19 protein-coding genes are annotated in these 21,412 nt (G+C 50.4%); 7 read left to right on the top strand and 12 right to left on the bottom strand.

Going from position 1 to position 21,412, the window contains the following annotated elements; genetic code table 11:
- Positions 1–117 precede the first annotated feature (117 nt).
- The 10 genes from L972_RS16190 to rfaD all read right to left on the bottom strand — a co-directional run bounded on the left by L972_RS16190 (position 118) and on the right by rfaD (position 10,298).
- Complete coding sequence (locus L972_RS16190) at positions 118–1,038, bottom strand: WavE lipopolysaccharide synthesis family protein (RefSeq protein WP_047439543.1); 921 nt, start codon at positions 1,036–1,038, stop codon at positions 118–120.
- Positions 1,025–1,780 carry a glycosyltransferase family 2 protein gene (locus L972_RS16185; protein WP_047439541.1) on the bottom strand — a complete coding sequence of 252 codons (756 nt, stop codon included), beginning with the start codon at positions 1,778–1,780 and terminating at the stop codon, positions 1,025–1,027. The genes L972_RS16190 and L972_RS16185 overlap by 14 nt, the downstream gene beginning before the upstream one ends.
- The gene (locus L972_RS16180; RefSeq protein WP_047439539.1) at positions 1,780–3,354 is read right to left on the bottom strand and encodes a hypothetical protein; all 1,575 of its coding nucleotides are present in this window, start codon (positions 3,352–3,354) and stop codon (positions 1,780–1,782) included. The genes L972_RS16185 and L972_RS16180 overlap by 1 nt, the downstream gene beginning before the upstream one ends.
- Positions 3,345–3,725 carry an HAD hydrolase family protein gene (locus L972_RS20405; protein WP_052200076.1) on the bottom strand — a complete coding sequence of 127 codons (381 nt, stop codon included), beginning with the start codon at positions 3,723–3,725 and terminating at the stop codon, positions 3,345–3,347. The genes L972_RS16180 and L972_RS20405 overlap by 10 nt, the downstream gene beginning before the upstream one ends.
- Positions 3,726–3,798: 73 nt before the next feature.
- On the bottom strand, positions 3,799–4,860 hold the full coding sequence (locus tag L972_RS21045) for an acyltransferase family protein (RefSeq protein WP_139714658.1): 1,062 nt from the start codon (positions 4,858–4,860) through the stop codon (positions 3,799–3,801).
- 92 nt (positions 4,861–4,952) lie between these two features.
- Complete coding sequence (locus tag L972_RS21040) at positions 4,953–6,173, bottom strand: O-antigen ligase family protein (RefSeq protein WP_081990742.1); 1,221 nt, start codon at positions 6,171–6,173, stop codon at positions 4,953–4,955.
- Positions 6,170–6,892: a glycosyltransferase family 25 protein gene (locus L972_RS20400; protein ID WP_052200075.1), complete on the bottom strand. Its 723-nt coding sequence runs from the start codon at positions 6,890–6,892 to the stop codon at positions 6,170–6,172. The genes L972_RS21040 and L972_RS20400 overlap by 4 nt, the downstream gene beginning before the upstream one ends.
- A 9-nt stretch (positions 6,893–6,901) precedes the next feature.
- The gene (locus L972_RS20395; RefSeq protein WP_052200074.1) at positions 6,902–7,459 is read right to left on the bottom strand and encodes an acyltransferase; all 558 of its coding nucleotides are present in this window, start codon (positions 7,457–7,459) and stop codon (positions 6,902–6,904) included.
- 3 nt (positions 7,460–7,462) lie between these two features.
- On the bottom strand, positions 7,463–9,223 hold the full coding sequence (locus tag L972_RS16175; RefSeq protein WP_047439537.1) for a polysaccharide deacetylase family protein: 1,761 nt from the start codon (positions 9,221–9,223) through the stop codon (positions 7,463–7,465).
- Positions 9,224–9,341: 118 nt separating this feature from the next.
- Positions 9,342–10,298, bottom strand: coding sequence for an ADP-glyceromanno-heptose 6-epimerase (gene rfaD / locus L972_RS16170; protein ID WP_040069912.1), 957 nt, complete (start codon positions 10,296–10,298; stop codon positions 9,342–9,344).
- 158 nt (positions 10,299–10,456) lie between these two features.
- Here rfaD and L972_RS16165 point away from each other — a divergent pair, with 158 nt between their 5' ends.
- The 5 genes from L972_RS16165 (at position 10,457) to L972_RS16145 (ending at position 16,504) form a co-directional block, all read left to right on the top strand.
- Positions 10,457–11,101 (top strand): TetR/AcrR family transcriptional regulator, encoded by a 645-nt coding sequence (locus L972_RS16165; protein ID WP_005340848.1) that lies wholly within the window; start codon positions 10,457–10,459, stop codon positions 11,099–11,101.
- Between the two features lie 115 nt (positions 11,102–11,216).
- On the top strand, positions 11,217–12,407 hold the full coding sequence (locus L972_RS16160; RefSeq protein WP_047439535.1) for a glycine C-acetyltransferase: 1,191 nt from the start codon (positions 11,217–11,219) through the stop codon (positions 12,405–12,407).
- Positions 12,408–12,461: 54 nt separating this feature from the next.
- On the top strand, positions 12,462–13,490 hold the full coding sequence (tdh, locus tag L972_RS16155) for an L-threonine 3-dehydrogenase (RefSeq protein WP_047439533.1): 1,029 nt from the start codon (positions 12,462–12,464) through the stop codon (positions 13,488–13,490).
- A 197-nt stretch (positions 13,491–13,687) separates the two neighbouring features.
- Positions 13,688–14,143 (top strand): c-type cytochrome, encoded by a 456-nt coding sequence (locus tag L972_RS16150; protein WP_041234042.1) that lies wholly within the window; start codon positions 13,688–13,690, stop codon positions 14,141–14,143.
- 84 nt (positions 14,144–14,227) lie between these two features.
- Positions 14,228–16,504, top strand: a complete 2,277-nt coding sequence (locus tag L972_RS16145) for a putative bifunctional diguanylate cyclase/phosphodiesterase (RefSeq protein WP_047439530.1) — start codon at positions 14,228–14,230, stop codon at positions 16,502–16,504.
- A 2-nt stretch (positions 16,505–16,506) separates the two neighbouring features.
- Here the strand turns inward: L972_RS16145 and rep are convergent, their stop codons facing one another.
- Positions 16,507–18,519 carry a DNA helicase Rep gene (rep, locus tag L972_RS16140; RefSeq protein ID WP_047439528.1) on the bottom strand — a complete coding sequence of 671 codons (2,013 nt, stop codon included), beginning with the start codon at positions 18,517–18,519 and terminating at the stop codon, positions 16,507–16,509.
- Between the two features lie 180 nt (positions 18,520–18,699).
- On the opposite strand from rep, the gene L972_RS16135 reads away from it, so the two are divergent.
- Together L972_RS16135 and L972_RS16130 are read left to right on the top strand one after the other, a co-directional pair.
- Positions 18,700–19,920 carry an aminotransferase class V-fold PLP-dependent enzyme gene (locus L972_RS16135; RefSeq protein WP_047439526.1) on the top strand — a complete coding sequence of 407 codons (1,221 nt, stop codon included), beginning with the start codon at positions 18,700–18,702 and terminating at the stop codon, positions 19,918–19,920.
- 13 nt (positions 19,921–19,933) lie between these two features.
- Positions 19,934–20,368 (top strand): SufE family protein, encoded by a 435-nt coding sequence (locus L972_RS16130; protein ID WP_047439524.1) that lies wholly within the window; start codon positions 19,934–19,936, stop codon positions 20,366–20,368.
- A 21-nt stretch (positions 20,369–20,389) separates the two neighbouring features.
- On the opposite strand, the gene tcdA is transcribed toward L972_RS16130, so the two are convergent.
- Positions 20,390–21,226: a tRNA cyclic N6-threonylcarbamoyladenosine(37) synthase TcdA gene (gene tcdA, locus L972_RS16125; protein WP_047439522.1), complete on the bottom strand. Its 837-nt coding sequence runs from the start codon at positions 21,224–21,226 to the stop codon at positions 20,390–20,392.
- Between the last annotated feature and the right edge of the window lie 186 nt (positions 21,227–21,412).

The following is a 21,412-nucleotide window of genomic DNA, read 5'->3' as shown; positions in this document are numbered from 1 at the left end:
ATTAAAATCATAGCTCCCTTAAGAAAAAGGTATGCCCCGCAATATAATATTTAACAGCATTAAATATGACAATTCATCAATCAGACTTAAGTGTGACAGATGTCATGAACCTGTGTTTTATTCTCTGATTCTCCTGACTAGGAGTCCAGATATTTCTTTATATTTCCTATACACTCTCTTGACATCAAATGGCCGTTTTTTCAAGCCAACGAAATATAACCAGTCACTCAAGTCTAACTCTAACGCGAGATTACCTCGTTTATAAAATTTTTCTGTCACATCTAGAGATAACATTTCAGGTGTTGCCACAATGAGATTGTTAGCCACAAAACAAGGCCAGAAATCTGATCCCAATCCTGCATCATCATTAGCCTTATTATTGATCTTCAACGTCTTACCCATCAATATGGACAGCCAATGTAGTAAAAAGTATTGTTCCGTTGCTGGATAACGCTCTTTATATCCGGCCTTTAAGTAGAAGTGCAGCTGTTCTAATTTTTTTTCTGGCCATATCTTTAGTAGATCTGTCGTCAGACCAAAGTCAAATAGATCACTCTTATGGAAAAATACAGGCTTACCGTAATGTGATGAAATAAAAAAAGCACTACTCGTAATGACTCGGCTACCCAAATAGCAGAAATCACTCACTCTTTCTTCGTTTACATACTTCTGATAGAGATCTAGAAAACCGCGACCAGTCACTATATTGTCACTACGAATCTTTACGGCATAAGGGGTTGCTACCATAGCAAGTCCCATGTGCACACCATATAATTGTCTGTTATTGTTTAATTTTACAACATTACCATCATTCATTATAATATTTTGACCAGGATCTTCCAATAGTAAAACCTGATCAAAATCCAAACCATCAATATTCTGGCCTTGCCATGTAGACAAAATGATTGTGGACGTAGGAAAGTACGTTCTAATAGACTTCAGACATTGCGATGTGACCCCATCAATTTGAGAACGATCCTTACTTGCCTGCACTGGACCTTGTACAACGAACGTAATATCTTGATCATTTATCTTCATTTACTACATCCTGAGAAAGGAAATCAAGGTATTCGCTGGGCACGCCACAGAAAATAACTTCTTTTCGTTCGATCAAATTATAATGGATCTTTTTACCCTCTTTTATCATTATATTATACATTGGGGCTATATATAACTCCCCCCTATCCCATTGCGCTGCAGGCAAAGCCTCATATTTTTTATACGCATCTAAATAGTCATCGCATTTCGCAAAAAAATATAATCCGGTACTACATAAATCTGATATTTTATTTTTTTCAGCCGTCAGCACAACTTCTGTACTACCTTCTTTTAATGGCTTTGCAAAAGACCAATTATCACCATCACCTTTAAAAACTTCTAAATATCCATCACAATTCTCAATGATATCTGGAAAGGTGAAATTGTGACGGAAAGAGTCGATATTAAATATTGTGATAGAACCTAGGTATGGAGCATGATTTTTGATAAAATCAAGTAGTCCAATCGCTACCGTTTCAGCTTGCCCTCTTGTTTCTTTTGAAAGTGTAGAAATGAAAAAATTCTTGATCCCCATCTTGGTGGCCATTTCTTTTACAAAATTTTCAGTATTGTAAACATCACGAACAATGAACAAAAACGGCGTATCTTCAAAATACATATGAAAGCTATTAACTGAGTGTTCAAATAGCGTAGCACCATGTGCAGACAACATGTATTTAGGCTTATCATAACCCGCTTTAAAAAAGCGAGAACTCATTCCTGCCATTGGAATAACAATCATCAATTAAGTCCCTTTAATATGTGGAATAAACGGAATGCATTTGCGAATAGTGCATTTTGCCGTTTTTTACAATCAGCATGAAGTGGTAACATAGACAAAAACAGATGTATTTGCATCGCATAAAGAGTCTCAGGCCGCATACCAAATACCGAACCGACGCGAGATATATAATAAGATTGAATATCATCTACATAATTACTGACTTTGATTTTAAATTCTATCTCCCTTGCAGAGATGTTTACATCATAATAACCAGCGATAATCCAATCATACAAACCAAGAATAGAATGACTAAGCTTGGCGATGTCATATGAAACATCTCCATATATCGTCATTTCACTGTTGGCAGTAATTCCTCTAGGATCAATCACTTTTATTTTTTGTGCACGAAAATCATATAATATATTACTGAAGCAGAAGTCTCCGTGCAGTACAGACGCTAACCCACAATCTTTTGGTAAATATACACTACATGCATCTAATAAATCCTGAATGGATACAGGCTGAAAACCATTATATTTCCAATGTTCATTAAGTGATATATTTGTTGACTGGCAATAATCATTGATACGACTCAGTGTTTTCGCCCCAAATAACTCGCTCACTTGATTAGTAGGCTGTTTTTCAGTATTTTTAACACGTTGACAATCCAATAGAAAATCTAGGCAATTATTAATTATTGGTTTCCAGCAAAAGCTGGGTAACGCAGAGAAGACATAAACCTCATTTAGCGCTGTATTGTGCAAATACTCTAGTCGATACGTAGCGCTACCATCATTTTTTGATGATCCCAAGAACTGAGGGATGTATCCACGTAAAGAAAAAGGAAGCTTTTCAAACCACTCCGCCTCGGCCATAATTTTTACATTATGGACGCTAGATTTTTCAATAAAATATGGCGTAATCACAATCTCATTGAATGCACGTTGCGTGGTAAATTCAGCCTTTGATCTGTAGTATGTATTTACATGCCCAAAATCCAACCACCCATCTGATTTAACTACATTTAACCTAACTTTATGATGATACCGATTTAATCCTTCGAGAAAACTCCAGTTACATTGAGTAATACATCGAATTAGTTCCCTAGCGTCCTGGAACTTGAAATATCCATCTATTATCAGCCCTTCAACATCGCGGTTTTCATCTTCAATACAATCAATATTCTCATGCCCTAGAGTAGCCCAATTGTAATAATACTCAGTCTTTGAAACGCTAACTATATTCTCCCCTGTAGGGAGTCGGCCAAATAACGTATCGCCATAAAGAACATGTAGAGAACTGCCCTGGCGATACTCACTCAAATTAACAGCAGCAACAAGAGAAGCACCAAGGCTAAGTCCGACAGGAATGTAAATGACCTTAACTCCCATTTCAGTCAACCATGCAAGATCACTATCTGATAATCTGTAACTTTCTGGAACAGACAAATAAACATCGACTCCAATCGGAGCCAGCTCTACTTGGTATTTGAATAAACGACGATTACCCAGTGGCAAAAAACTGGGGGGGATTTTACCGAATTCAGCCTCTAGGTCTTGATTCACATACGCCGCAGACATGATCAGGAACATTTTTTTTCCTTTTCAAGCAATGTGTTGATCTCGTCTAACGAGAGCGTGGCAAATTCAGATGGTCTAATAGCACGATCATCAACATAAAAACCTGACTTACCACACCAAGGCTTACCTACAATAATTTCATCATATGGAACCTTATGAGTATCGAGCCACTCAGTGATGATTGGTAATGCATGGACATTTATTTTCCCTACATTACCCTCAAATGTTCTCATATTTCTTGCGGTGAAAATAACTATTTCAAATCCATTTTCTTTATAAAATTTTAGTGCCTCAATGACATCCATTCGTGGCAACACTACTTTATAGTCAGATGTATTTGCTAGTGTTAACGTACCATCAAGATCGATTATTATTTTTTTCATATGTAACTGCCCCACCTACACCCAAAAATAACAGCCATCATAAATATATACAAATCCATTCAAAAAATCATGCTCAACACTTCATCGTTAAACTAGAAGCACGAAATTTCCTTACTAAAAGACCCAAAGTAAAATCAATATATTTATTTAACCTAGGTTCTACCAAATAATATATACCCCATGATAAAAGTGACATTAATAGTACCAAAAATAATGCATAGTATATATACCCTGTACCATTATTGATATATTGAAGCAATGAATAACCAATCTCTTGATGCAGTAAATATAGCGGGTATGTTAGCCCCCCCAACCATGTCATAATTTTTTTAGATATTGGAGGTGTCCAACCATTAACCAATAAATAGAAAATACAAAAAAATGAACACATCAATATCACGAGAACACCATGTGACAAACCTTCTGATGCATGAGATAAGACTACTGAAATTGAACTAATAATAAATGTCAGAAGCATATACCCAATGTTATATATTGTTCTCCCGCCACTCCAGATATAATAAAAACCAACCCCGGCAGCAAAATAGGTACCACTTGTAATAAAATTTCCATTCTTCCCTAAAGAAAGATATATCAATCCGGTAACGGCCCATAGAAACATTATCAATTTTATGTTCTTCTCTGTCAGCAAATTATATGCTATCAAAATACCAATTATCAGATAGAATCTAAGCTCAACAGTTAACGTCCAATATACGCCATCCAAATGCGGTTGATTGAATATAAATCGATGCATCAGTGTAAGATTTGTTAGGTATTGCCACAATGATGGCTCTTTATTTGTTGCACCAAGAAAAACAAGACAGACAAAAGTTATTGACGCGGTCAACCATAACATTGGATATATTCTTAAAAATCTCGAACGAGCAAAACCCTGCCATGACTTTCCTTTGGCACTATATAAAATAACAAATCCACTTATCATAAAGAACAACTCCACCCCCAAAAAACCATAATTAGAAATGGATATTAACCAGCCAAAATCAGACTTTTTAAAAACCTCCAAAAATGTTTTATCAACGGAATAACTGAGATAATGAAAAAGCACAACTGATATTGCAGAAATAAACCTCAGACCATCAATTCCATATATTCTTTTTTGATTTAAACTCATGATTAATATAATTTCAACACTTCGATGAATGAAAAGTAGCAATTAAGGTCACTACCATATCAGCTAATAATGCCTAATCGAACATTATTTATTCATGTATAATTTAAAACCTCACCTGACGCATTGTTTGAACAAGATAAAAATATTGCCGCTGGATATATAATTAATATATAGATTATTCCTGTATGAATCAACGGAACATCTGTCAGTGCAGCAAAAATACAAATAAGGGCTATCGCCAAACAAATATTTTTAACACCAACATCTAACTTTCCATATAAAAACAATGGTGATAGAAAAATAGCAATAATGGCTAACACACCAATTAGTCCATAGCGAACATAGCTATCTAGGTATTGATTATGAAAATGTGCATCCTTAAATGAAAGCGCAAGCTCGGATATCATACCTTGCTGATATTGCCGCACCATTAAATCAGGATATTTTTTCGTGCCCACGCCCATTAATGGATGGTCTTTTATTATTTCTATTGCCGAGTGCCATAATTGAAAGCGGAGGCCTATTGAGGTATCCATGTTACCTTTAGATATTTGTACAAACTCCTGCTTTGTGACATTCACTCTTTGTGATAACTCAGGGATTGTATAAAATGAAAAAAGGACAATTAATGTAGCAGCCGTTATCAACGAAATACGACGAGCCCCAAATCTTTTCAATTGAAATAACACAAGAGATATTATTGTGAGAATGATTGACAACCATACTCCACGCACTTCAGTCATTATAATGGCAAATACTGAGCCCAAAATAGAAACAACAGATAATACTTTCAAATACTTATTATCACACTGCAGGTATGTAGCAATTGAAATCACACATGTAATTGCGACATACAATGTAAAAGGTATCTGGTTGACAACACCTCCAATTCTAGAAATATCAAGAATAGCATACTCATACACACCCAAAATACCAGCAGCAACACCACCCAATACAATAGATAGCCTTACTATATTGAGTGAAATCATTTGCCAAGGGACAATTACTATGTATAGGAGAGACACTAGTATGGTTCGTGGCATACTAAACTGCTCACCTCTAAAGATACTGTAAAGTGAAAAAAACACTACAACAGAAAACCCAAAAAACAGTATTCTCCTGACCTCAGCTTTCTTAATGTTATTTATTATCGTATTTCTACAAAAAACACACGAAATAACAAACATAACAACAACAAGCCTTGATATGTAATGTTTTCCATCAAAGGTGGTGAATGTGAGGCAGGACAGTATGAGCATTGGTAACATATGATAAAAATCAAAACACCAATATAATGAGGGTTTTATTTTCACTTACCAAGACTCCATATTGCTATAATAAATGCTATCTTTATTCTTATTTTTTTATAAAGAGAATAAAGCTCTCTGGTCGGTTTTCTATACCAATGGGTCAGGGAAAATCCAGTTTGTACTGTTGTTTCCATTTTTTCATTATGAGTTATAATTGATGGGAAAATAACGAATGATTTCATTCCATGTAAATATTGTAAACCGATAAAACAATCTACTGGCACAGACCATCTATGCTTAATGAGCTTCGATGCAGAATTTGGCGATATAGCGTATCCTCTAGCGCCACCAAAGTTATCCTCCATTAGGGATATTTTATACTCATCCTTGTCAATAACAGTATGTAGCCTACCTCTCACCACTGGTTCCAAACGAACAAAACCATATTGTTCCACATCCTCTCTTATTCTTTTAATAAAATCTTTGAATGACTCACTTAAAATGACATCATCTTCAAGAACCACAATGGGTTGATTGAGCGAGACACACCTCAGCCATAGTAAATAGTGACTACCATAACACCCCATTTCACCACGCGTTGGCATTTTCCCACTGGTGAGCCAAAGGCATTTTTTATAGTTATAATCAGTAAAAAGTGGATTTTCAAGTTTTCCATCTACTGCATCAAAAAATTCAAATTCAATACCATAAGATGCCATTTGCTCAGTGATTCGTTGGCGACGATATTTAGACCGAACGAGGCTAATTACGTAGACTTTCATGAACGTTTCCTAAAAAGTAATATCTTCCTGCCACGTGATATTCTCTTTTACTATTTTCGCTGGAATACCCACAGAAATAGAATTTGATGGCATAGATGATGTTAACAATGCGCCCACTCCAACTATGGAACCATTACCAATGGTAGCACCCTTTAAGACTGTAACTCCATCAGCTAACCAAACATGTGATCCAATTTTTATATTTTTCGCGGGATTGATACGTATATGATTTTTCAAAATATCATGACCATCAGATGTCATAACCCTAACATTGCGAGAGAACATGCAGTGGTCACCTATGTTTAATACTATATTTCTCTCCCGGCATGAGAGATAGCATCCCTCACCAATTACACAGTCACGACCGATTGATAGCTCACAATCATTACCATCAATCTCAATAATGGTATTTTTTATATTGGCACCGGAATGTAGTATTAATTTATTCCCAGAACCTTTTATTTTTATTTGACACTTTCTGACCCTGACAGAACCAAGAATCTCTATGGTATTTCCAGATTGGCATCTCACCTTATTACGTGCATATAGCTTAAGAAAATTTATCATACCTTACTTCCTAAACACATAATTCCCGCGGATCTTGCGCCATAACCCAAACACGTCAGTACGGGGGAAGATTGCAATCCGGCGGATCTGGTAGGGGTCCTGATGCATCGCTTTGGGGCCGCTATTGGTAGCGACGGCAAAACGATACCCGGCGGTGATAGCCTGTTCCTTGGCACTCTCGTTCAGATCTCCGTAAGGGTAGGCAAACGAGAGTAGCGGATGGCCAAGCAGGGCCTCCAGTTGGCGTTTATTCTCCTGAATTTCATGGACTTGTTGTTCGGCAGTAAGTTGACTCAAGCGGGGATGGGTCAGGGTATGACCACCAATTTCCACATGACCGCTGGCGGCCAGCGCCTTGACCTGCTCACCACTCATTAATGAGACCTTGGTGTCCGGATTGGTCGGATGCTCCACATCCCAACGGTTATAGCCTTCACCGGTGACCACGTACACCACGGCTTTATAACCATATTTTTCCAGCAGCGGCAGCATGCGGGTCAGGTTGTCCTGATAGCCGTCATCGGCAGTGATCATCAGGTACTTCTTGCCGTATTGCAGACGGTGGATAAAGCCTTTGTCCGCCAAATCGCGGAAAGTCAGGGTTTCGTAGCCGAGCCACTTCATCAGTCGCAGATGCTTCTCGAACATGGTGATCGGCATCCAGGTGCCATGCACTCCTTTCTCGCTATCCTGCTCGATAAAACGGTGGTACATGATGACGGGCATCTCGCGGCGCAGGGTTTCGACTACGGCATCCTGATAGATGGTTTCGAGACCAGATACTACCCCCTGCAAGCCATACTCATCCTGAATGCGTTGGCGAATGACTTCCGGCACCGTCTTGCTGGCCAAGGCGGTCTCGATTTCTCCCTTCAGGGCAGCAAAATCGATAGCCAGATCCTTGGGGCCGATATCGCCAAAATTACTCGCCAGCGCCTCGTCCAGATTCTGTTCGGTCACCAGACCAATGGCCCTGGCTTCACCAATGGCAAAGGCGGGCCGACCACAGAGCAGTGCTTCCATCGCCACCCGACCGGCACCTATCACCAAATCGCTGCCAGCCAGCAGAGCGGGAACATCATCGACGTACCCAACAAACTCGGCACGGCCTTCGAAACGGGCAAAGCGCTCCGGTACCTTGGTACCGCTGACAATCCGCACCTTGCAGGCATCCAGATCGAGTACTTCGTCGAGCAGGCGGTAGCAAAGCTCCCCTTTGGGGCCGCTCAAACGGCCAATGATGGCAATCACCGGCTTTGGATTATCCGGCGCAGGCACAGGCTGGAATTTGTCGGTTTCGATACCGTTGCGCAGCACCTGCACAATCGCGGGATCCACTCCCAGATTGTCGACTATCTGATGGGCAATATCTTCACAAACGGCAACCGCCCGATAGCCGAGTGCATGGAACGCCTTGCGCGAAGCGTGCACCGGCTGGCGACCATGCACCGTGGTGATCATCGGGGTGCCAGTCAGCTTGCAAGCCACATAGCTGCTCCAGCCGGAAGCGCGGGAGTGAGCATGCACCAACTGGATATGGTGCTTTTTGATGAAATAGATAAGGTAAAAGACGTGCCAGAAACGGCGCAAGATGCTGCGCTTGTTGAATCGAAGCTTGAAGACGGGGCCAAGGGTCGGCTTGGTCAGGGTATCTGACACATAAAAGACGTTGTGACCACGCCGGGTCAGTTCGTTACCGACCGTGGTGGCATAGACCTCAGCTCCCGTTACCTCGAGCTGGGAGAGTGCCATCAATATATTCATCGCGCGGTTACCCGGTAGAGAAGAGAGGAACGGCAAGCAGCTACAGAGACCAGAAACCGGAAGCAGGCGAGTGCCCACTTCCGGTTTTGCGCTCAAACTGCCGCGTTGTGCTCACCCGTTAGCGGTTGAGCCAAGCCATGTAATCCGCTACCCCTTCGGCAACGGTTTTGAACTCGGCGTCATAACCCACGCTGCGCAGCTTGGTCATGTCAGCCTGGGTGAAGCTCTGGTAGCGACCCTTGAGGTGATCCGGGAAGGGAATGTACTCGATGGAACCCTTCTGATGATGCTTGATCACCGCTTCGGCCACGTTCTGGAACGGCTCGGCACGGCCGGTACCACAGTTGAAGATGCCGGAGTGCTGCGGGTTCTGCCAGAACCAGAGGTTTACCTTGCAGACATCGTCAATATAGATGAAGTCACGCATCTGGCCACCGTTCGGGAAGCCATCGCAACCTTCGAACAGCTTGGGATTCTCGCCCTTCTTCACCTGGGTATTGAGGTGGAAGGCGACGGAAGCCATGGAGCCTTTGTGCTGTTCGCGCGGGCCGTAGACGTTGAAGTACTTGAGGCCAACAACCTGAGAGTTGATCTCCGGCATCCAGCGGCGCACGTACTGGTCAAACAGCTGCTTGGAGTAGCCGTAGACGTTGAGCGGCTGTTCGAACTTGGGATCTTCGATGAAATTGTCGTTGCGGCCACCGTAGGTCGCGGCAGAAGAGGCGTAGATAAACGGAATTTCGCGCTCGATGCAGTAGTGGAACAGATCCTTGGAGTACTCGTAGTTGACCTCCATGATGAACTTGCCGTTCCACTCGGTGGTGGCAGAGCAGGCACCTTCGTGGAAGATCACCTCGATGCCGTTGTCCCACTCTTCAAACTCGTCGCCGGAGACGATGCGAGCCTGAAACTCGTCCTTGTCCATGTAATCAGCGATGGTCAGATCGACCAGGTTGACGAACTTGGTGCCGTCGGTCAGGTCATCAATGACCACGATATCGGTCCGTCCTTGAGCGTTCAGCTGCTTGACCAGATTGCTGCCGATAAAGCCAGCACCGCCAGTTACTACGATCATGGAGTTTGCCTCTCGTACGTTGATGGCTACATGTGACTGCTTGTTAAAGCTGTGTATAGTGAGCCAATTTGAAATTGCCGAAAAGTTTATCACGGGCCGTCCGGGGATTCGACCTTGTTCAAAACTGCCCCGAGCGGAGCCTGTTGGAGGAATGAGTGATGAAAACCAGAGACAGGATCATTCACAGCGCGACCGAGCTGTTCAACGATCAGGGTGAACGCAACATCACCACCAACCATATTGCGGCGCACATGGGTATCAGCCCGGGCAACCTCTACTACCACTTCCGCAATAAAGAAGACATCATCCACTCCATCTTCGACCAGTATGCCCGACACCTGAGCGAGAGCTTCGTGCCGACCCGCAACCGTGAGATCACCCTGCAGGATCTGATGGGCTATCTGGATGCCATCTTCTATCTGATGTGGCAGTTCCGCTTCTTCTACGCCAACCTGCCGGACATCCTGAGCCGTGACGAACCGCTGCAACAGAAGTACCTCAAGGCTCAGGAGCAGATGCGCTCCTCCGTGGTCGCCCTGCTCAGAAGCCTGCGCGAAGGGGGCATCATCGATGTCAGCGATGAAGACCTGCCGGATCTGGGCCAGACCATCAAGATGGTGGTGACCTGCTGGATCCCGTTCCAGATTGCCCAGGCCCCCAACACCCGCATCACCAAACCGCTGCTCTATCAGGGCGTATTAAAGGTGCTGTTCCTGCTGCGCCCCTATGTGCAACCTCAGGTGGCCGGACAAATCCAGCAGCTGGAACAGCATTACCGTCAACTGGCCCAACCAGCTGGGTGAGATCTGTTTCACATTTGTTGAATATCAGCACAATCATTTGAATTAGCCGCAACAGATTGCAGTAAAATGTCGCCCTCTGTTGATACGCAGCTGAAATAGCCAATAAGGATCGAGGATGTCTAACGGATTCTATCGTCACCTGACTGAGCAACTGAACCAGGTGCAAGCTGAAGGGTTGTACAAGCAGGAGCGCATCATCACCTCCGCCCAGCAGGCCAGCATCGCCGTCGGCGGTGAGCAGGTACTGAACTTCTGTGCCAACAACTATCTGGGATTGGCCAACCACCCGGATCTGATCGCTGCCGCCCATCTGGGACTCGACAGCCACGGCTTCGGCATGGCCTCGGTGCGCTTCATCTGTGGCACCCAGGATCAGCACAAAGCGCTGGAGCAGAAGATGTCTGCCTTCCTCGGCACCGAAGACACCATCCTCTACTCCTCCTGTTTCGATGCCAACGGCGGCCTGTTCGAGACCCTTTTCGGCGCCGAAGATGCCATCATCTCCGATGCCCTCAACCACGCCTCCATCATCGACGGCGTGCGGCTGTGCAAGGCCAAGCGCTATCGCTACGCCAACAACGACATGGCCGAGCTGGAAGCCCAGCTCAAGCAGGCTGACGCCGATGGAGCCCGCTTCAAGCTGATCGCCACCGACGGCGTCTTCTCCATGGATGGGGTCATCGCCGACCTCAAATCCATCTGCGATCTGGCGGACAAATACGATGCGCTGGTGATGGTGGATGACTCCCACGCGGTCGGCTTTATCGGCGAAAACGGTCGCGGCACCCACGAATATTGCGGCGTGATGGATCGGGTCGACATCATCACCGGCACTCTGGGCAAGGCGCTCGGCGGCGCATCCGGCGGCTATACCTCCGGCAAGAAAGAGGTGATCGACTGGCTGCGTCAGCGCTCCCGCCCGTACCTCTTCTCCAACTCGCTGGCCCCCTCTATTGTCGCCGCCACCATCAAGGTGATCGACATGCTGGCGGAAGGTCACGACCTGCGCGCCCGTCTGAAAGAGAACAGCCGTTACTTCCGCGAGCGGATGAGCGCCGCTGGCTTCACTCTGGCTGGCGCCGACCACGCCATCATTCCGGTGATGCTGGGGGATGCCAAGCTAGCCTCCGAAATGGCGAGCCGCATGCTGGCTGCCGGCATCTATGTGGTGGGTTTCTCCTTCCCGGTCGTGCCCAAGGGTCAGGCGCGCATTCGCACCCAGATGTCTGCCGCCCACACCCGCGAGCAGCTGGACAAGGCGATCGACGCCTTTATCCGCATCGGCCGTGAACTCGGCGTTATCTGATTTGAATCAAGGGGCTCAGCCCCTTTTTTCTGCATTCATATTGAAGGAACAGCCATGAAAGCACTCTCCAAACTGCACAAAGAGGTCGGCATCTGGATGACGGATGTGCCGGCCCCCGAGCTCGGCCACAACGACCTGCTGATCAAGATCCGCAAAACCGCCATCTGCGGCACCGATATCCACATCTACAACTGGGACGAGTGGTCCCAGAAGACCATTCCGGTACCCATGGTGGTCGGCCACGAATATGTTGGGGAAGTGGTCGCCATCGGTCAGGAGGTGCGCGGCTTCGCCATCGGCGATCGGGTCTCCGGCGAAGGGCACATCACCTGCGGTCATTGTCGCAACTGCCGCGCCGGGCGCACTCACCTCTGCCGCAACACCATTGGCGTTGGCGTCAACCGCCCGGGCGCCTTTGCCGAGTATCTGGTGATCCCCGCATTCAACGCCTTCAAGCTGCCGGACAACATCCCGGACGAGCTGGCCGCCATCTTCGACCCGTTCGGCAATGCGGTGCACACCGTCCTCTCCTTCGATCTGGTGGGTGAAGATGTGCTCATCACTGGTGCGGGCCCCATCGGCATCATGGCTGCCGCCGTCTGCCGCCATGTGGGTGCGCGCCACGTGGTGATCACCGATGTCAACGAATACCGGCTGGAGCTAGCCCGCAAGATGGGCGCCACCCGCGCGGTCAACGTGGCCAAGGAGAAGCTGGCCGACGTGATGAGCGAGCTGGGCATGACCGAAGGCTTCGATGTGGGGCTGGAGATGTCCGGCGTCCCGAGCGCCTTCCAGGAGATGCTCGACAAGATGAACCACGGCGGCAAGATCGCCATGCTCGGCATCCCCCCCTCCACCATGGCCATCGATTGGAACAAGGTGATCTTCAAGGGGCTGTTTATCAAAGGGATCTATGGCCGCGAGATGTTCGAGACCTGGTACAAAATGGCCAGCCTGATCCAGTCCGGGCTGGATCTCTCCCCCATCATCACCCACAGATTCCACATCGACGAATTCCAGCAGGGGTTCGATGCGATGCGCTCCGGCCACTCCGGCAAGGTGATCCTGAGCTGGGACAAATAACCCATTTCACCCATTGGGTACCCGAAACCCGGCGAATGCCGGGTTTCTTTTTATCTCCACCACCCGAATTGCCGTGATATCGCCCAAAACTTTGTACGCAGAGTGTTTAACACTTCACACACAAGCGTTTAAATGGCTGTAACTATTCGGTTATAATCCCGTCGTTTACATGGATAATAAAAGACTGCTGGGAGTATATGAGCGTGTTGAAAAAACTGAGCTATTTGCTGGCTGTCGGGATGACGGCCGCCAGCTTGTCTGGGGCAGTGCTTGCTGCCGATGAGATGTCACCGGAAGCCATTGCCGAGCGGATCAAACCAATCGGTCAGGTCTATACCGCCAAGGATCTGGAAGGTATTGCCGGCGCGAGTGCTGCACCGACGGCGGCCGCCTCTTCCGGTCCCCGCGATGGCGAAACGGTATACAAGGGCGCCTGCTTTGCCTGTCACGACACCGGCGCCGCCGGTGCCCCCAAACGGGGTGACAAGGCAGCCTGGGATCCTCGCATCGCCCAGGGCATTGATACTCTCAAGAAACATGCCATTGAAGGCTTTACCGGCAAGTCCGGCATGATGCCTCCGCGCGGCACCTGTGCGAACTGTAGTGATGAAGAGATTGAAAACGCCATCCACTACATGATCGACAAGCTGTAAGTATTTGAAAGGGCCGCAATTGCGGCCCTTTCAATCTATCGGCTTCCGACTACTCTTGTAAGGTAGACATATCGGGAGTTGCACATGTCGGCCCAATCCATCGAACCCCACTACTCAACTCCTCTGTTGGCGTTGGTATCTGCCATTATGGACTTCTCGGCGCCACAAACCGCCACGCCTGACGATTACGATGCCCTGATCCAGCAGATTGACCAACTCTGCCCGCTGCAACATTTCGGCATGCTGGGCCTCTCCGATACCGGCCTGAACTGGCTTTACGCCTACAAGGTCAGCGACATCTTCAAGCAACAGCTGGGCCGTGAGCAGTCCCGCATCACCGATCAACTCACCCAGCTGGATGAGGCCGAAGGGTGGTGCGTCTTCCCCATTGAGCATGGCCAGATACAGTGGTTGCTGGCGCGTGGCACACCAGCCGACCTGCCGACCCTGCGTCTACTGCTGGAGTGTCTGGCCAAACGGCTGACCGAAACCCAGGCGGGCTCCCATCTCACCGAGCTCCCTTCGCCGCTGATCCGCAAAGACCCGAACTGGAAAAAGAAAATCGAGAGCATCAGCCGCATCATGCGGCTCGCCAATACCCTGCCGGCCCAGGCGCTCTTCTCCCAGCTGGAAGCGGTACTGCGCCAGATGCTCACCATCGAGGACATGCTGCTGGTCAGGCTAACCAGTCAGAAGCTGGAAAAGATCTACCCCGCCCATCCCCATCAGGGAGACGAGTTCATCAGCGGCTTGTGCCACAGCACCAGCAATATCGAGGTGAGCAGGGAGTCCCGCTACTGGCACAGCATGCCGCTGCGGCTGCAACAACAGTACTTCGCCCACTTCATCATCAGCACGGCTCAACCGCTGGAGACCGACGACAAGCTGTTTCTCGACTTTCTGCGTGGCCAGCTCACCCTGCTGCTGGAGCTGAGACGGATCCGCCAGCAGCTCAACGACATCAATACCGAAGACTCCATCAACCAGCGGCTGCAACAGCTGCGTCAGACCAACCTCAGGCTGCAAAAGCAGCTCAAGCAGCATCAGGAGCTGGAACGGCGGTTGCAATTCGATGCGCTTCACGACCCGCTGACCCAGCTGCCCAACCGCGCGCTGTTGATGAACCACCTCAACCATGCCATGACCCACTACAACCGCTACAAATCGCCGGGATTCGCGGTGATTTTTATCGATGTGGATCACTTTAAGCAGATCAATGACACCCTGGGCCACAGTGCTGGCGATCAGCTGCTCAAGGAGGTGAGCCGCCGCCTGCAGACCTGCATCCGGCAAAATGATCTGGTGGCCAGACTGGGGGGCGATGAGTTCGTCATCTATCTGGACAGCAGCAAGAGCGACGATGACATCAGCCCGGTGCTCAACCGCATTATCAGCCGTCTCTCCTACCCGTTCCGGCTACTCGGCAACGAGTTGAGCATTACCGTCAGCCTTGGGGTATCGAGCGTCTCCGAGCAAACCTCAGATATCAGCCAGCTGCTCCATCAGGCCGATTTGGCCATGTATCAGGCCAAGCGCAATGGTCGCAGTCGCATCGTCAGCTACTCGGATGATTGCATCAACCAGAACTGGAATTCGCCGGAAGAGATGCTGGCCAGAGCCCTGCGGGAGGGGCGCATCGTCCCCTACTTCCAGCCGGTGATCCGGCTGCAGGATAGCCGCCTGACCGGACTGGAGGTGATGGCGCGCTGGCTGACCGAGGAGGGGATTCTGAAGGATGCGTTCGACTTTATTCCGCTGGCGGAGCAGTGCGGCCTGATTCTGGAGCTGGATTACCAGATCCTGCGCCACACCTGTCAGCAACTGAAGAACTGGCTGCCAATCTCCGGGCAGAGCAAGTTCAAGGTCGCCATCAATCTGTCGGGCAAGCATCTGGTCAACCATGACCACATCATGCGGCTGATGGGAATTATCGAAGAGGAAGGGGTCGCCCCCGGCTATCTAATTTTTGAATTCAACGAGCGGGAGCTGTCGCGACAAGATTCCGATGCACTGGCATCCCTGCATGACCTGAGGGCCAAGGGTATCCAGATCAGCCTCGATGATTTTGGTACTGGCTTCTCCTCTCTCAACGCCCTGTTCCACTTCCCGGTGGATTACATCAAGGTGGATGACAGCTTTACCCAGCGGATGCTGCAATCGCCCAAAGATTTGGCGCTGATCCGCGCCATGCGGGATATCTGTCAGGATCTCGATTACACCCTGGTAGTCGAGGGGATCGAGAACCAGCAGCAATTGCAGAAGCTGATTGATATCGGCTGCCGGATGGGGCAAGGGCGCTATATCTCACCGCCCATGCCGGGAGCAGACATAGTACCGCTACTGACCCCGGCCAATCCTTAGGGTTAATCCTTCTTGAACAACGCCCGCAGGTTGGCAACACCGACCTGCCCCTTCTGCTGGCGCTCCTCGGCAGTCACCTTCTTCTGGTTTTCCCATTCAAGGTCATCCTGCGGCAGCTCCAGCAGGAAGCGGCTCGGCTCTGGCCGTACCGATTCGCCAAACTGACGCCGCTCCTTGCAGAGGGTGAAGGTCAGTTCGGTCTGAGCCCGGGTGATCCCCACGTAGGCGAGACGTCGCTCTTCCTCCACATTATCTTCATCGATGCTGGTCTGGTGGGGCAGCAAGCCCTCTTCCATCCCCACCATGTAGACATAGGGAAACTCCAGCCCCTTGGAAGCATGCAGCGTCATCAACTGCACCTGATCCGCGTCGTCCTCCCCCTCGTTGCGCTCCATCATGTCGCGCAGGGTGAGGCGAGTGACCACCTGAGCCAGCGTCATCGACTCCTCCAGCTCATCCCCTTCCAGCATCTCGGTGATCCAGCGATAGAGAGTGGAGACGTTCTGCATCCGCATCTCGGCCGCTTTCGGGCTGGGGGAGGTCTCGTAGAGCCACTCTTCGTAGTGGATCTCCTTGATCATGTCCCGCACCGCTTCCACCGGATTGCCGCGCAGCGCCTGATCGCCAAGGCGTACCAGCCAGTTGGTGAAGGCCTGTAATGCAGTGAGGCCACGGCCGGAGAGGTGCTGCTCCAGTCCCAGCTCGAAGCTGGCGGCAAACAGACTCTTGCCCCGCTGATTGGCATACTGACCCAGTTTTTCGAGGGTAGTGGGGCCGATCTCGCGACGCGGCAGGTTGACCACCCGCAGGAAGGCGGTGTCCTCGTCCGGATTCACCAGCAGCTTGAGGTAGGCCATGATGTCCTTGATCTCGGTGCGGGAGAAAAACGAGGTACCGCCGGAGATACGATAAGGAATCCGGTTGGTCATCAGCGCCTTCTCGAAGATGCGCGACTGATGGTTGCCCCGATAGAGGATGGCGTAATCCTTGAACCGGGTGCGGTTCATAAACTTGTGCCCCATCATCTCGGCAGCGATCCGCTCCGCTTCGTGCTCCTCGTTCTTGGCGAACAGCACCTTGAGCTTCACCCCTTCATCCAACTCGGAGAAGAGCGCCTTGTCATAGACGTGCGGGTTGTTGGCGATCAGGATGTTGGCGCACTTGAGGATCCGCCGCTTGGAGCGGTAGTTCTGCTCCAGCTTGATCAGCTTGAGGCTGGGGAAATCCTCGCTCAGCAGCACCAGATTCTGCGGCTTGGCACCGCGCCAGGAGTAGATGGACTGGTCATCATCCCCTACCACGGTAAAGCGTGCCCGCTCGCCGACGATCTGCTTCACCAGCTCGTATTGGCTGGTGTTGGTATCTTGGTACTCATCGACCAGCAGATAGCGGATCTTGCTCTGCCAGCGCTCACGTACCTCCTGATTGCTCTTGAGCAGCAGGGTCGGCATCACGATGAGGTCGTCAAAATCCAGCGCGTTATAGGCCACCATCTGCCGGTGATAACGTTCATAGAGCTGGGCCATCAGCACCTCTTCCGGCCCGCGGGCAATGCGCATGGCACGAGCAGGCAGGATGAGGTCGTTCTTCCAGTTGGAGATCTGGCTGATAAGGGCCGAGAGCTTGTCCTTGTCGTTGTCGAGCTCGTCTTCAGTCAATTCTTTCAACAGCGCCAGCTGGTCGGTGTCGTCGAACAGGGAGAAGTTGGCCTTGAGATTCAGGCTCTTGTGCTCACGACGAATGATATCGAGCCCCAGGGTATGGAAGGTGGAGACCATCAGCCCCCGCGCCTCCTTACGCCCCAAAGTCTGGCCGACCCGCTCCTTCATCTCCCGCGCCGCCTTGTTGGTAAAGGTGACCGCAGCGATGTTGCGCGCACTGTAGCCGCACAGCTGCACCAGATAGGCAATCTTGTTGGTGATGACGCGGGTCTTGCCCGATCCGGCACCCGCCAGCACCAGGCAAGGGCCGGAGACATACTTGACCGCTTCGTTCTGATTGGGGTTGAGCTTCATGGGCCGGATCTCTTGGCTTATGATGAGGGGCGGCATTGTACCAGAAATCACCCGATGAGCCGTACCTGCTGCACGGCAGGCAACCGCCATTCCGGCTTATCGCGCCTTGTGTTCGGGCGCTATTTTCAGGATCATGGCCGACCTTCGAAATGATGACTTTTTCCAGATAGTGAGGGGAGCATGAATCAGCAACAGCATGACCAACTGCGCAGCCAGTTTCCGGCCTTGGCGCAGGAGGTAAACGGCCACCCTCTGGTCTATCTGGACAACGCCGCCACCACCCAGAAACCGCAAGCGGTACTGGATGCCATCGCTCACTACTATCGGGCCGACAATGCCAACGTGCACCGCGCCGCCCACGCTCTGAGTGGCCGCGCTACCCGCGCCTTCGAAGCGGCCCGCGAGACGGTCGCCCGCTTTATCAATGCGCCCCGCAGCCACGAAGTGATCTGGACTCGCGGCACCACGGAAGCGATCAATCTGGTAGCCCAGAGCTGGGGGATGAGCGAGCTCAAGGCGGGGGACGAAATCATCCTCAGCACCCTGGAGCACCACGCCAATATCGTCCCGTGGCAGCTGGTCGCCCAGCGCACCGGCGCAGTCATCCGGGTTATCCCACTCGATAAGCGGGGCGATCTCGATCTGGCCGCCTATCACGCCATGCTGGGAGCACGCACCCGGCTGGTGAGCGTGGCCCACGTCTCCAATGCCCTCGGCACCGTCAATCCGGTCACCCGGATAGTAGAGGCCGCCAAAGCGGTTGGCGCCGTGACGCTGATCGACGGCGCCCAGGCGGTGGCTCATCTCGAGGTGGATGTGCAGGCCATCGGCTGCGACTTCTACGCCTTCTCCGGTCACAAGCTCTATGGCCCGACCGGCATCGGCGTGTTGTGGGGCCGCACCGAGCTATTGGAGCGGATGCCGCCCTGGCAAGCAGGTGGCGAGATGATCGATCGGGTCAGTTTCAGCGGCACCACCTTCAATACCCTGCCCTTCAAGTTCGAGGCGGGTACCCCCCATATTGCTGGCGCTATTGGCCTCGCCGCCGCTATCGACTTTGTGATGGCGCAAGATCGGCAATGGCTCGCCCAGCATGAGCAGACCCTGACAGATTATCTGGTCACTGGCCTGCAACAGGTGCCGGGGCTGCGTCTGATCGGCGAACCAGGCCAACGCGCCGGGGCGGTCTCCTTCCTGCTCGAGGACATCCACCCGCAAGATGCCGCCACCCTGCTCGATATGCAGGGGATCGCCCTGCGAGTCGGCCATCACTGCGCCATGCCACTGATGGAATCGCTCGGGATCGGCGGCACCATGCGCGCCTCCTTGGCCTGCTACAACAATCGGGATGATATCGACGCCCTGCTGGCCGCCCTGCACAAACTCAGTGACTTCTTCTAAGGCAGACAACCGAATGAGTGACCTCGCAAGCTATACCCAGATTGGCCTTGAGCCCAACGCCGACACCATCCGCCAGCAGTTTGCCGCAGCCAACGGCTGGGAGAACCAGTACCGGCTCATCATCCAGCTCGGCAAGCTGTTACCCATGCTACCCGGCGAATGGCAGCAGGAGGAGTTCCGCCTCAAGGGGTGTGAAAGCCAGGCTTGGCTGAAGGGAGAACAAAGCGAGGATGGCTGCTGGCACTTTGCCTGTGATTCCGATGCCCGCATCGTGCGTGGCCTTATCGTCATCGTGCTGGCGGCACTCAACCACCAATCGTCTACGGCGATCCAGGCTTTTGATATGGAAGGGTATTTCACCGAACTGGGGCTGGAAAAACACTTGAGCCCGTCACGAGGTAACGGGCTCAGAGCGATCGTGCTGGCGATCCGGGAGCAGGCAGTCTAATCCGCTTTGTGCAGAGGTCGATTACGCTTCGCTAATCGACCCTACTTCTTCATTCCCGGCATCTTTCTCGGCGCGGGCACCCCGCTCGGCAATTTTCTTCAATACCCGGGACGCGGCAACCAGCCCGAAGGTTGCCGTCACCGGCGTCACAGCGCCAAAGCCGGAGGCGCAATCCATCTTCATGGTGCCATCGCTGGCTGCCTTGGCCTGACAGGTGCCACCATGACCATCCGGATAGCTCAGCTGTTCGGTTGAGAAGACACACTCCACTCCGAATTTGCGAGCCGGATTCTTGCTGAAGTTATGCAACCGGCGCAGGTCGGAGCGCACCTTTGCCGCCAACGGGTCTTGAATAGTCTTGGCCAGATCGGCCACGGTGATTTGGGTCGGATCCATCTGCCCGCCAGCACCACCCGCGACGATCACCGGGATTTTGTTGCGCTTGCAGAAGGCAATCAGCGCCACCTTGGCCTTGACCGAGTCGATGGCGTCCACCACATAGTCAAACTCCCGCTTGATATGCTCGGCCAGGTTATCGGCGGTGACGAAATCATCCACCTCGATCACCTCGCAATCCGGGTTGATGGCGCGAATACGCTCGGCCATCACCTCGGTCTTGAGGCGACCGACCGTACCCTGCATAGCGTGGATCTGGCGATTGGTGTTGGTGATGCAGATATCGTCCATGTCGATCAGGGTGATCTGGTTGATACCGGCGCGGGCCAGCGCCTCCGCCGCCCAGGAGCCCACACCGCCGATCCCCACCACACAGACCTTGGCCTGGCTAAAGGAACGCAGGGCGCTCTGACCATAAAGACGGGCAATGCCCCCGAATCGCTGTAGATATTCTGCTTTCATACCACCACCTTGCTTGAGGGCGGCCATTATAACGGCAACCACCGCCAGCCGCGATGGCAGAACCGGAGAAAATCGGGAAGGAAAAACAGGGAAAACGGCAGAGAACAGAGAATAAAAGGTCAATTATTAGACGATTCAATAGATTGCAGGAAATAAAAAACCCCGCTCGATGAGCGGGGTTTCTTG

It is taken from the genome of Aeromonas sp. ZOR0001 (assembly GCF_000801015.1).
Lineage (GTDB): Bacteria > Pseudomonadota > Gammaproteobacteria > Enterobacterales > Aeromonadaceae > Aeromonas > Aeromonas veronii.
This window is presented reverse-complemented; position numbering and strand designations above follow the sequence as displayed.